The organism is Phyllobacterium sp. 21LDTY02-6 (assembly GCF_023554255.2).
Taxonomy (GTDB): Bacteria; Pseudomonadota; Alphaproteobacteria; order Rhizobiales; family Rhizobiaceae; genus Phyllobacterium.
Genome location: NZ_JAMJWD020000006.1, coordinates 22,129 through 35,872, shown reverse-complemented (window position 1 = coordinate 35,872; position 13,744 = coordinate 22,129). Strand labels below are relative to the sequence as shown.

Genomic DNA, 13,744 nt, shown 5'->3' with positions numbered 1-13,744 from the left:
CTGCCCGTTAAAAAAATATCTCGGCGGATGCCGGGCCATACGCATTTCCATTTAAATCCAATTGTTTAGTAGGCGTTGGCCTACGTCCCGCATTATCTGAGTATTTGCTTGGCCATTGAGCAAATATTCACTACACTCGACCGCTCAGATCGAGGGAGGTTACAACATGGCCGTACAAGGCATTGCATCCAAGACTTCTGACAAATCCACCGAGAATCCAGCCCACGAGTTCGACAAGGCCGTTGCGAGAGCTACCAACAAGGCGGCGCCTACGGAAACGAAACAGCCCTTGCTGTTTGCCGTGGATGGAAAACCGCATGTTCAGATCCTGAAGGAAAAGTCCGACGGCCCGGCCGGGGCGGACGATTTCCGCAGCAAGGCCAAGGAGAACAAGTGGACCGTCGTTGAAGAAAAGGATGCGCTGCCGCCGGTCAGCAACCTGAAGCCCAAGCGCGTCGATCCCACGACCATCACCTATGATTATGAGGGCAAGACCTATGCCGTTTCGGAGCATTTGACCCCTTTCAAATTCTCGGTGCTCGAAAACAAGCTCGCGGGAACAGAGATCAGCAAGACCGACAACAATATCGACATCAAGGTCGCGGATTCCGAGGCGACTGATTTCATGAATGCCAAGACCACCGAAGACGGCAAGACGGTGGGAGAACTGTTTCATGACAACATGAAGAAGGAATGGGGCGAGCTGGATATCAAGGATCCCCGCCGCCAATACTACGAACTGCTGCAGGCAAAGGCGGCTCTGGTCGGCGGGTACGAATATCTCCCCAGCGAGACGGGCGAGCGGATATTCGGCACGACAGGCACGTCCTATCTTCCCAATACGGTCATCATGGACCAGGCCAGTACCTATGGTCTGCTGAAAGAGGAAGAAGTCTCGAAGAAGCTCGCCGAACTATCCCAGAACGAGGAAGTGATCGATGGCGTCGATGGTCTCATGAAGGACGCCGTCGCCAAGATCGAGGACAAGAAGGGGCTGGTCAACAATATCTACAAGACCATGGGCAGCCAGGAATATATGGACATGCTCGAGGGCATGGACAGCGATGGCGCCAAGACGCGGTTCGCCAATGACCTGAAGTCCCTGGACTATCTCGACAAGGAGAAAGCCACCGAAATTCGCAGCAAGATCCTCGACAAGGGGCTGGTCGACGAGATCAGCAAGATCGTCGAGAGCGGCGAATATTCCGACGAGGGGCTCAAGACAGCCGTCAACGATCAGGTGCAGATGGGGCTACAGGGAACGTTCTCCACGATCTTCGGCATCGCGTTCTCCGACAAGGCGGTGCAGAACTATTTGAAGGACGGCAAGGCCGATCTGCCCGATGACGTGAAGCGAGGGCTGGACAGCTACAAGGCGGCGGTGAAGATCGCCAGCAATTCCATCGTGGATTCGTTCAAATCCAAGGGCAGCTTTGACATCAAGGACGTGTCCTCGCGCATATCCACCGTGCTCAAGGCCAACAATCCCGATATTCCGACTGGCGTAAGGAACGGAGCCGCGGCACTGCTCCAGGCCAGCATGAAGAACGGAGTTCTTCCCGCTATCGGCGGCGTTCTTTCAGCAACGGCTGCGATCTATACGCTCAACAAGAACATGGGCGACACCGTGGAAGAACGGATGGGCGCCGCGCGCGGACTTCTGATCGCCGTCGCCACCACGCCCGCCCTGGCCCTGGCGTCAACCAAGGCTCTCGGGAAAATGTTCGACAATCCGGGCATGGCGACAATGCTGGGGCTGGAAAACAACACCCAGCTTCGCGAAATCTACCTGGAGCGGTTTCCAAACGCCGACAATGACATAACGATTCCCGGGCCCCGCGATATCGAACTGGATACGATCGACGAACAGCGCAGTGCGATCTCCGGCCTTCTGCCGGAACCCGATCTGGGTGAGCCGATGGACGATTGGGCGCGCCACTTCCAGGATTATTTCAGCGATGTTGCCTCGGGTGAGGGAGAGACCGGCGGTCGTCCGGCTACGGTCTCCGCTGATAGTCTCGACGACATCATGGAGGATCCCAATTCGCGGGTAGCCACGGCAACGTCGGAGTCCGGTTCCAGATATTCCAACATCCTCGACGACCTTGATGCCGACCGCCGTGCGAGCATCATGGGAATGGTCGACGATCGCATCGGCAATATGGGGCTGGACCCGAGCGACCTCGACAACCCGAGCAAATTGCGGCTCGTCGGCACCGTGTTGGGCACTGTCGGCGGCATGGCGGACTTCACTGGCGGCGTACTGGATCTTGCCTTGGGCGGCATGTCCATCGACAAGCTGCGCAACAATCCCGACGCCCTGCCAAGCGAATATGCGGCTGCGACAATGCAATTGCTCGGCGGCATAAGCATAGCCGGCATGGCCGGAACGAGCCTGGCCAGCATGATCGCAGGGCCGGCGACGGCCTCTGCACTCGGCATAGCATCCGGAGTCCTCGGCATTGCCGGTGTTGGCTTTGGTGCGATTGCCGCGATCGTCACGGGGGTTATCGCCAAGCAGAAGCAGGAGCGAAAGGCCGATGAGCTCCGGCAGGACTTCAATGATTGGAGCACGCTGGGGGTCACCGAGGATGACTGGGGTGACAAGCTCAACTACACGAGCCATGCCCGCTACAATTACAACTATTATCACGGTACAAACCGCTATTATGACCTCTATCCGGAGGACAAGCCGGTCTGGGAAGCGAGGCCGGACCAGTACAAGGATTTCACCAATTATGTCGATGATCACGGCAGGATAACCGAGGACTGGTTCGACGATTGGGACAAGGATCACAATTCCGGCCTGGGCGAAGGCAGTCCCGATCCGTCCGGCCTGCCGCGCTTCGGCGATGACGGCAAGCCGGGGACGTTCGACGACTTCAAGCAGGATATCGACCGGGTAGACGTCGGTTCCATCGAGCAGGCCGAGGATGGCCGCGTCATCTTCACCAAGGATGGCGTGAAGCAGGTCATCGATCCGATCATCGGCGGCGAGGCGGACGAGAAAGACCGGCAAAAGATCATCGACTACCTGAACGATCTCTATGAAATCTCGCACCCGGATGGCAAGCGCGATCAGGAGATCATCGACAGGATCACCAGGCTGCATGATGAATCCGACCGTCACAACGACATCGATTATCTGAAACGTGCCCTGGACACATCCAAGGCCCCGCTGCTCGGCCGGGAGGGCAAGGCTGGCACTTTCTCGGACTTCAAGGAGGACATCGATCGGGTCGATATCGGTTCGATCGAACTCGATCCGACGAACAGCAACAGCATCAGTTTCGTCAAGGATGGCAGGCGATGGGCGTTGGACAAGAACGACCATGGGGACCTTTCCGACTCGGATGCGTCCGATATCTTCGACTATCTGAAGGACCTGCACATCATGGTCCAGAAGGATGGCGGCCAGGATCAGGAACTGATCGACAAGATCACTGAGCTTCACGACAAATCCGACGACCACAACGACCTGGATGATCTGCGCACCGAATTGGGTCTCGCGAGCGATCCGTCCGGCCTGCCGCTGTTCGGCGATGGCGGTATCCCCGGCACGTTCAGTGACTTCAAGGAGGATGTCGATCGCGTCGATGTCGGGTCGATCGAACTGCTGGACGATGGCAGGGTGATCTTCACCAAGGACGGGGTGAAGCAGATCATCAACTCCTCCGCCGGCGACGATTCCGACCGCGACACGCGTGACTCGATCATCGGCTATCTGTCAGGCCTTTACGAGTTGACCCATCCGGACGGCAAATTCAGCAAGGAGATCGCCGACAAGATGAACGAGATCTTCGGCGGCACCGACAAGTACAATGATCTTGACGATATCCGCGAACATCTGGAGGCATAGGCGGGCCAGCGCCTGACATCGACCAGTATTCGTATTGCAAGGTTCTGCATTTTGTGCCGGCCCGTCGCCGAAATAGCGGGCCGGCGTATATATTTTCAGCTTTTCGGCACAGCACATATTGCCAACCGCCCGCCTCTTCGGTGAGACAAATAATTTCAGAGATAGTGCGAAAAGGCTGACTGAAAACGACAAATCTCCCTGTCACAAAATATACTTCAAAATTGTAGAAATACTATAGCAATTAAAAATTACATAAGATTTGATTTGAATACCGGATATATTCTAAGCAATGTGGCATCGGTTGAACAATATTTTCAAACTGGGGAGGTTGATATGCCAATTGACAGGTTCTTGATGGATATTCTCAGAGTAGGCAAGACTAACGACGCCTACAACGTCGTCATTGGCACTGACAGGGCGGACGATATTCGCGCGACAGGCAGCTATGGCTGGTATCTCGAGGGTCGCGGCGGCGGCGACACGCTCGTCGGTCCAAGCACAGGCGACACGGTGGGCTATGCCGCTTCTCCCGAGGGCGTAAGGATTGATCTGAGCTCCGCGAATCCTGAGGGATTTCTGGATGTTGCTGCGGGCGGTCATGCCTGGGGCGATCGGATATCGGCGAGTATTTCCAATGTCGTGGGATCGGAATTCGATGATCTCTTGACTGGCGACGGGACCAGGAATGTGCTTGCCGGTCTTGATGGCGATGATGGTCTGGTTGGCGGCGGCGGGGATGACACTCTTGTCGGCGGCCTGGGTGCGGATTCACTCGATGGCGGCACCGGCGATGACAGGCTTCTGGGTGGAATCGGGAATGACATCTTGCGTGCAGGTATCGGCAATGACCGGCTTGAAGGCGGGCTGGACAACGACCGGATGAGCGCAGGCGAGGGCAATGATTCCCTTCTTGGCGGTGACGGTGACGATTGGCTCGATGGCGGCACGGGCGACGATCTGATCAGCGGCGCAGCCGGCAACGACAATCTCGCCGGTGGCGATGGTATTGACAGCCTCGATGCCGGGGCGGGCGATGACACGGTCAGTGGCGGTGCTGGCGGGGATCGCATCAATGGCGGCGATGGTATTGACAGGATCGGCGGTGGTGCTGGGGTGGATCACCTTAGCGGCGGCGACGGTGATGATTTCATCTCCGGCGGCGACGATCGGGACTACATCGGCGGGGGTGATGGCAACGACCTGATCGACGGTGGTGCCGAGTCAGACTTTATCTGGGGCGGCGCGGGCAATGACGTGCTTGTCGGAGGGCCGGAAGACGACACGCTGATGGGCGGGGCAGGCGATGATATCATCGTCAGCAATGGCGGCGGCAACATCATCGCCGGCGGTGATGGATTCGACACACTGGACAGGTCCCAGGCCCACGATCCATCCGATATCGGGCCGGACTACTACATGGATATCGAACATTTCATTGGCAGCCGGTTTGATGATGCCATAGGCGGCAACGCCTCGGACAATTTGATCGAAGGCGGGCTTGGCGCTGATACGCTGACCGGCAGCGGCGGAGCCGATTCGTTCATCTTCGACCAGACCAGCGATCATTTCTCGGTGCTTGCAGGACAGACCGGGAACGACACGATAACCGATTTCAGCACGACCGAGGGAGACAGGATCGACGTGAGCGGCTTTGATGCCAATGCCCTTGCATCCGGTGACCAGGCTTTCCACTTTATCGGCGGCAGCGAGTTCTCGAACCTGGCGGGCGAGCTACGGATATTCCAGGCGCAGCAGGACACGCCCGATGCTTCCGATCTCGACCGCTGGATAGTCGAGGGTGACAGCAACGGCGACGGTATTGCCGATCTGGTCGTTCAGGTCGACGGCTATCTCGATTCCGGTCTATCCGCGCAGGACTTCACGCTATAGGTCCTTCGCGCCAAGATGGAGTTTGCATGCCGAACGGGCTAGGTCTCTTCAACCGGGGCCGTTAACATATAGCCGCCAAGGCGAACGGTCTTGAAGATGACCGGGTCCTTGGCGTCTTTCTCGAACTTCTTTCTCAACCGGCTCATATGGACGTCAACGCTTCGTTCGATCGGCCCGGCGAGGCCGGCATGCGAGACGGCGAGGAGTTGTTCACGCGTCAATACCCGCCCGGGGTTCTTGCAGAAGGCAAGAAGCAGGTCGAACTCGTGCGTCGTCATCGGCACCCGGGCGTTGCTGGGATCATGGACCTGCCGGCGCAGGGGATCGATCCTCCATCCCTCGAAGCGATACAATTTCGGTCGCTCCCTGCCCACCGGGGCGTAAGACGCGCGCCGGAGCAGCCCGCGAATGCGCGTGGTGACCTCGCGGGCGCTGAAGGGTTTGGTCATGTAATCGTCGGCGCCTATTTCGATGCCCAGTATTCGATCGATCTCGTCACCGAGCGCAGTCAACATGAGGATCGGAACAGTCGTCTCTGTCCGCAAGCGGCGGCACAGGCTGAGACCGTCTTCACCGGGAAGCATGACGTCCAGCACGATCAGGTCGAATTCGTTCCTGGCAAGATGCGAGTCCATCTCCGCCCCATCAGATGCAATCTCCACGAGCATTCCATTTTCCGTGAGCGTGTCGGCAAGCATCTTAGCGATCTGGTAGTCGTCCTCGACGATCAGAATCGTATTTCCTTCGCGGGTGCTTCGCATGTGGGTATCCGTATCAAGGAGCGCGTTCTTCGCAAACATTAGCGCCGGAACCAGTCATGAATGTTTCAAAACATTAAGTTTTGTTTCCAAGATGGCAGAGGCGATCGGGCACTATTCCGTCACGGGCTGCAACAGAACTTAACATAAAATAACAGCCGGAGGCCGAAGGCTCATTACAGCTTGGGACCGTTGAACCCGGGACGCGATCGCGCTCTCGGCGTGACGTTTGAACAATTGGAGTCCCATATGTATCTCTACCCGGTCAATCTGTCGACGCAGGCCCTGTTGACGCTTGCAGGCGCAGCGTTTTTTGTTGTTGCTCTCGATCCATCGGTCTCATCGGCAGCTGATACGCCAACGGAGTCTGGCGAGATCGCTCCTGTTCCAACGCAACCCGATCCGGCGCGATACGGGCCCATCAGGACCCGGCTGCACGATTGGGAGGTAACCGTTGGCGGCGGGGCCATGTACAAGCCGGCGTTTGAGGGCAGCGATACGATGGAGATCTCGCCGGTTCCCTTCGTTTCGGCAAGATTGTTCGACCGCCTCACCATCGACCCCACGGGCCTGGAACTCGACGCCTATGAGAATGGACCGTTCACGCTCGGACTCCTGCTGGGGTATGACACCGGCCGCGACGAGGATGATGGCGATGACGACTACCTTGAAGGGTTGGGCGATATCGGCTTCGGGGTAAACGTCGGTGCGAGAGCATCGGTGGAGTACGGCCCGGCGGAGTTCTACGGAACGATCAACAAGACAATCGGCGGAAGCGACGGCCTTTTGGGCAAGGTTGGCGTCGAGCTGAAGCAGCCGCTTTCCGAAAGATTTGTGGTCGGACTTGACGCCTCTGTCACCGTCGCCGACGAAAACTACATGGACGCCTATTTCAGCGTCAGTGCCAACCAGGCTTCCAAGTCACGCTTCAAGGAATACGACGCCAACGCAGGATTCCAGCGGGCCGATCTTGCGCTGACCGTTACCTACCTTGCCTCCGAAAATTGGGTCGTGCGCGGCAAGGCCGGCGTTGGCCTGCTCCTGGGCGATGCCGCCGACAGTCCCATCGTACAGAAGAAGACACAACCGGAATTCGGCTTGTTCGTGGGATACCGGTTCTAGCCCGTCATATGCTCGGCAGTGCCTGCCAGCACACAAAACTTAGCAGAATGACACGCTCAAGACGGCGGGAATGCCCCATCAGTATGGCCGAAGGACGATGTCGTCCGGTGCAGTACGAGGAGATATTCATGGCGATACACCATTCTGATGCAAGGGCGGACAAAGCAACGCTGCGGGTCATTGGATTGCCAAAGCCTGACATGTCAGGGCGGTTGTGCCGGGCAAATGGCATCATGGCCGGTATCGTCGGCTGGGCTCGGCTATCGGCCCTTGCCTGCTTCGTCGCGGCGAACAGCACGGCGGCCATCGCCGAAGGTGCGGCGCCTGCCGTGACGGTTGTCGCGGCGGTATCGGGACAACTCGCCCAAACTGTTCGTGTCGTCGGTACCATCGTGGCCAGGGAAGAAGTACTGGTTCATGCCGATCTCGACAGCGATAATGGTGCGAAGATCGTGGAGATTCTGGCCGAGGTCGGCGACAGGATCAGGAGCGGCCAGCTGCTCGCACGCCTGGATAGCAGCAGGATCGAGATCGAACTGAGGCAAAGCGATGCAAGGTTTGCTCGCGCCGAGGTGGCAATCAGACAAGCAACCAGCCAGGTCGAAGACGCACGCACGGTCGAACGACAGGCCCGATCGAACCATGACCGCAGCACGAGGCTCAAGGCTAAAGGCGCGGTATCGAACCAATCGGTCGAAGATAGCGAAACCGCACTGATCCGGGCGGTCTCGGCGGTCGAACTTGCTGAGCAAGGATTGGAACTGGCCAAGGCCGACTGGCAGCTGGCAGAGGCCGAGCGGCAGAACGTGAGATTGCGGCTGGACCAGACACGCATCATTGCGCCAAGCGACGGCGTCGTCATCCGGCGCCCTGCCCAGCTGGGCGCAATCGCATCCTCATCGACCGGTCCGCTTTTCGCCCTGGCGCGCGACGGGGAGGTGGAACTGAATGGCGAAATTGCCCAAAGGGAATTTTCCCTTGTCCAAACCAACGCCGCCGCGCAGGTGGAATTTCTCGACGGCAGACCTCCCGTCGATGGATCGGTCAGGCTCAAATCGGCTGAACTGAATGCCGGCAACAGGTTGGGTCAGATCCGCATTTCACTATTCGAACAGCCTGACATCGCTATCGGAGCCTTTGCGCGAGCAAATGTGATCGTCAGGCAAAGGCATGGAGTGATCGTGCCGGACGCGTCCGTTGTCGGCGCCGATGGCTCGTACCGCGTCCAGGTCATCGCGGATGGCAAGGTACGGGCGCGGGAGGTGACCGTGGCGCTGCGAACTGACGGCCTGGTTCAATTGAGCTCCGGGCTGGCTTCGGGTGAAGCCGTCGTTTTGAAGGGGGACAATTTTCTGAAGGAGGGCGATGCGGTCACTCCCGTCAAGGCGGCTTTTCGCGCACCGGCAGAATTGCAATCCGCCGAGACCGTTAGTTCGGTTGCCCGGCAATGAGAGTAGCACTGTCTGCCTGGGCCATTCGCAATCCATTGCCGCCCCTGCTGTTGTTCGTGGTGCTGACGGTGCTCGGAATAGCCAGCTTCATGCGGCTGCCCATCACCTATTTTCCGATCATAGACGAACCGACTGTCAAGCTGACCATTGCACAGCCAGGCATGTCGCCGGCCCAGATGGAATTGCAGATAACCCGGATTGTAGAAGATGCCATTGCACCGCTGGTCGGGGTAAAGGAAATCAGTTCGTCGATAAGCGACGGAGAATCCACGACGACGGTTGAATTCGAGCTGGAGATACCGATCGACCGTGCAGTGTCCGATGTGCGCGATGCGGTATCGTCCATACGGTCCAAACTTCCGCCCACGATCGATGAGCCGACGATTGTACGCGTCGACGAGGACAGCCAGCCGGTCGTCACCTATAGCGTTGCCGATCCGGCGATGACGGGCGAGGAGCTGTCATGGTTTGTCGAGGACGTGGTGATGCGCAAGCTTCAGAGCGTCGCGGGTGTCGGTCAGGTCGAACGGGCGGGCAATGTCGAGCGCGAGGTGCAGGTCCAGCTCGACCCGGATCGGATGCTCGCTGCAGGTATCGGTGCGGCGCAGATCGACCAGGAGATCGCGTCGAGCGAAATCGATCTCCCAGGTGGCAATGTCGAGCTCGCTGGGCGCGATCGCGCAGTGACGGTCGACAGCACCGCGCGGACTGTGGCCGAGCTGGCCAATAGCAGGATCAATCTTCCAAACGGCGGAAACGTAGCGCTATCCGACGTCGGCGAGGTGTCGGACGCGATCAAGGAGCGGCAGGATTTCGCGACCTTGAATGGCGAAGATGTCGTCAGCCTCTCCGTTTTCCGTACCAGAGGAGCGAGCGACGCCGTTGTTGCGGAACGTATTGCGGAAGAAATCGAAAAGCTGAGCAAGGCCTATCCGCAAGCGATCATCACCCGCATCGACGATAGCGTGACCTATACGCTGGGTAATTATGAATCTGCCATGAGCACGCTGGTCGAGGGTGCAGTGTTGGCCGTAGTCGTGGTTTTTCTGTTCCTGCGCGATTGGCGCGCGACGGTCATCGCTGCGGTGACCCTGCCTCTGTCGGCCATTCCGACGTTCTGGGTAATGGATATGCTCGGATTCTCGCTCAATATATTGAGCTTGCTCGGATTGACGCTCGTGACGGGAGTTCTGGTCGACGATGCCATCGTGGAGATCGAAAACATCGTCAGGCATATGAATATGGGCAAGCGCCCATATCGAGCTGCGCTGGAGGCCTCCGATGAAATCGGTCTGGCGGTTATCGCGATCTCGGCGACGATCATCGCGGTGTTCATGCCAGTGGGTTTCATGCCCGGTGTCATTGGGCAGTACTTCAAACAGTTTGGGCTTACCGTCGCTATCGCCGTTTTCTTTTCGCTTCTCGTTGCCCGCCTGATCACGCCGGTGCTCGCGGCCTATTTCATGCGCAGCCACCCGCTCAAGCCGGTCCGACAGAGCGCCGTCGCCCGGGCGTATCGCAACGTGTTGGAGACAACGCTATCGCAGAGAGCTGTGACGCTCTCGGTGACGCTGATGTTCTTCGCTGTTTCGGTCTGGTTTGCCAGCACGCTGCCGACCAGCTTTCTGCCCGATGAAGATACCAGCCGTGTCGCACTCTCCATCGAACTGCCGCCGGGATCGATACTCGCCGAAACGGAGGAAAGAGCCGGGTTGATCGCCACTCGTCTCGGGGCTCTGCCGGAGGTAAGGAATATCTTTATCCGGGGCGGTATCAGCGCGTCAGGTGTCAAGGAAATCAGGAGGGCAGCGGTCACCATAAACCTCGTGCCGAAAGCAGAGCGCTCGCGTTCGGCCAGTGAAATGCAAGCCACGGTCGCGGAGATACTGAATTCCGTGCCTGATATCCGCTATGAGCTGGTCAATAATCGTGGCGGTCGGGACATATCATTCGCCGTCCTGAGTACGGATGGCGAGGCTGCGAGTGAAACCGCGCGCCGGATATTGACCGAGATGGCTGCGATGGCTGAATTTCGCGATCCAATCTCTTCCGAGGCGGCACTGCGGCCGGAGCTGCGCATCAGCGTCCAGTCCGATATCGCGGCCGATGCGGGTGTCAGTGCCGCGGACATAGCGCGCACCATAAGGATATCGACGGCCGGTGACATCGACAGCGAACTCACCAATTTCCATGACGGCAGCCGACAGATACCTATCAGGACACGGCTGATTGACAGTGGTCGCAACGATCTCGCTACGCTCTCGTCATTGCGTATCCCGACCTCATCCGGTGCGACGGAGTATCTCGGCAATATTGCCGACATTGGCTTCAGTCAGAGCGCGGCGACAATCGAGCGATATGACCGGGAGCGGCGCATTGAGATAGGCGCCGATATGGCCAATGGCTTGTCGTCAGGGCAGGGCCTGGCGCTGATTCGTGATCTTGCAGCCGTGAAAACCTTGCCTGGCGGGGTGCGGATAGAGGCGACCGGGGACTCCGAAACGCAGGACGAGGTATTCACGAGTTTTGCGGCGGCCATGGCCTTGGGCATATTGCTGGTCGTGGTCGTGCTCATCCTGCTGTTCGGCAGCCTGCTCACGCCGCTGGCAATACTTTCTTCGCTTCCGCTGTCGATCGGTGGAGTCGTGGTGGCATTGACGCTGACCGGTGCATCAGTGTCTCTCCCCGTCGTGATCGGCATCCTTATGCTGATGGGCATCGTGACGAAAAATGCCATCATGCTTGTTGACTTCGCGATCGAGAAAGAGGCTGCGGGCTCGACACGCCGGGCGGCGATAATCGGAGCGGCAAGCGATCGCGCCCGTCCGATCATCATGACCACGGTCGCCATGGTGGCGGGCATGATCCCCGCCGCGCTTGGAACGGGAGAAGGTGGCGAGTTTCGTGCGCCCATGGCCATAGCGGTCATCGGCGGACTGACGGCATCGACGCTGCTGTCTCTCATTGTCGTCCCCGCTCTCTACATGTCGGTGGCCAACGCTGCACAGAGCATCGGTCGCGTGTTTCGGTTGGGTTCGGGCCGCGGCGATCATCTTCAAAAGAACGCTCTGGACGACTTTCGCACGCAGTGACTACTGGATACAAATCGAGTTGGTGGCATGACACACAGCGGGATTGACAATATGCGTGCAACGGACGCCCGGAAGCGTTTGCCGGCAGCAATGCGATCAGTGTTCCAGAAACTGATACCACAGACATTGCGCGGGCAAATCATGGTGGTGATCTTCGTCGCCGTTATTCTTGTGGTTACGGTCGGGAACTGGTTGAGCGCATTCCGCGCCTATATGGGCGTCGAAGACATAGATCTGACCAATGCAAAGGCTGCCGCGGTAGCCCTGCTGGTGCAAAAGGCGCCGAACGCAGAACGGTCCAAATTGATCGAATGGTCGGCCGAGGCGGGGATGCCGCTTGAGATAGTGACCGCCGAATCCTTGAGGGACAGAACTGCACCCGACCCTGCCTTCCCATCCGCCCGGTGGATCGTTGGAAAGTTATTTCCCGCCGATAATCCTTTGTCCGCAGGCGGACGACAGATCGTGCTGGACGGCCGGCCGGCCCTGGTGTTTCCCCTCGATGGAGATCTCGCTGTCGTTTTCAAAGGCTTGCCCGACACTTTGGTAACGTCCGACGTCGTGGGGCCGCTTTCATATTATATCCTGGCATTCGTGACCCTCCTGATCCTTTTCTCCATCTATGCGTCGCGAACGCTGACAGAGCCGCTTGCATCGATCACGACGCGCCTCAAGGAAGTGGAAGGCGATTACCTTGCACCCGTCTTCGAAGAGCGCGGAACGGTTGAGCTGGTTGCCCTTGCACGGGCGCTGAATGAAATGCGCGCCAGAATAAAGAAAATGATCGAGATCCGCACCCGGCTGCTTCGCAGCGTAAGCCATGATTTGCGAACACCGTTGACCAGGGTGAGGCTTCGCATAGAGAGATTGAAGGTCGATAGCCAACCGATCATGTCCGATCTGGACAATATCGATGCGCTCGTCCAGGAGACGCTCGACTACATGAGCAGTGCCGTCAGCACCGAAACCCTGGAACGTACGGATATCGCCAGTTTGCTGCAGACGATCTGCAACGAATATTCGGATATGGGGCAGTCCGTTTCCTATGAAGGCCCCGACAAGCTTATCGGGCAATGCAAATCGCGAGCTCTAACGCGAGCGGTCAGCAATCTTTGTGACAATGGCATCAAATTTGCGCACAATGTAGTCATACGCCTGAGATCGGACGATGCCCGGATATTGATCGAAGTTTGTGACGACGGACAAGGCATCGCGCCGGCGCTTCGCGAACTCGTGACGGAGCCATTCTTCAAGGCGGACGCGGCGCGCAAGACCGTGGGTATTACCGGTGGCTTCGGCCTGGGCCTATCGATCGTGGCCGAGATCGTCGAGGATCACAGGGGCCGTCTCTCCTTCACCGACAACCGCCCGAACGGCTTGATCGTGCGCATCGAAATTCCACTGAAATAGGCTGCCCGCCGTCGGCGACGAGCTGCAAATGGGTCCGCATTGCGGCAGCTATCCAAGTTTCGCCGCCATTGAAACAAATCTAAACAATCGGACACACATCAACACAAAATCTCGCGAATATCGCCGGGTTTTCGGTGAATAACCAGTGGCACAGGCTCCCGT

General features: G+C 58.2%; 7 protein-coding genes. 6 read left to right on the top strand and 1 reads right to left on the bottom strand.

The window, feature by feature from the left end; all coding sequences use genetic code 11:
• Positions 1-166 precede the first annotated feature (166 nt).
• Together M8997_RS18700 and M8997_RS18695 are read left to right on the top strand one after the other, a co-directional pair.
• The gene (locus M8997_RS18700) at positions 167-3,859 is read left to right on the top strand and encodes a DUF4190 domain-containing protein (protein ID WP_250019344.1); all 3,693 of its coding nucleotides are present in this window, start codon (positions 167-169) and stop codon (positions 3,857-3,859) included.
• 333 nt (positions 3,860-4,192) lie between these two features.
• Positions 4,193-5,749, top strand: coding sequence for a calcium-binding protein (locus M8997_RS18695; protein WP_250019345.1), 1,557 nt, complete (start codon positions 4,193-4,195; stop codon positions 5,747-5,749).
• Positions 5,750-5,787: 38 nt separating this feature from the next.
• Here the strand turns inward: M8997_RS18695 and M8997_RS18690 are convergent, their stop codons facing one another.
• Positions 5,788-6,510, bottom strand: a complete 723-nt coding sequence (locus tag M8997_RS18690; protein WP_250019346.1) for a response regulator transcription factor — start codon at positions 6,508-6,510, stop codon at positions 5,788-5,790.
• Between the two features lie 246 nt (positions 6,511-6,756).
• On the opposite strand from M8997_RS18690, the gene M8997_RS18685 reads away from it, so the two are divergent.
• The 4 genes from M8997_RS18685 to M8997_RS22310 all read left to right on the top strand — a co-directional run bounded on the left by M8997_RS18685 (position 6,757) and on the right by M8997_RS22310 (position 13,582).
• Positions 6,757-7,629: a MipA/OmpV family protein gene (locus M8997_RS18685; protein WP_250019347.1), complete on the top strand. Its 873-nt coding sequence runs from the start codon at positions 6,757-6,759 to the stop codon at positions 7,627-7,629.
• A 233-nt stretch (positions 7,630-7,862) separates the two neighbouring features.
• Positions 7,863-9,080, top strand: coding sequence for an efflux RND transporter periplasmic adaptor subunit (locus M8997_RS18680; protein WP_250019348.1), 1,218 nt, complete (start codon positions 7,863-7,865; stop codon positions 9,078-9,080).
• On the top strand, positions 9,077-12,172 hold the full coding sequence (locus tag M8997_RS18675; RefSeq protein WP_250019349.1) for an efflux RND transporter permease subunit: 3,096 nt from the start codon (positions 9,077-9,079) through the stop codon (positions 12,170-12,172). The genes M8997_RS18680 and M8997_RS18675 overlap by 4 nt, the downstream gene beginning before the upstream one ends.
• Positions 12,173-12,271: 99 nt before the next feature.
• The gene (locus M8997_RS22310) at positions 12,272-13,582 is read left to right on the top strand and encodes an ATP-binding protein (protein WP_250019350.1); all 1,311 of its coding nucleotides are present in this window, start codon (positions 12,272-12,274) and stop codon (positions 13,580-13,582) included.
• Positions 13,583-13,744: the final 162 nt, after the last annotated feature.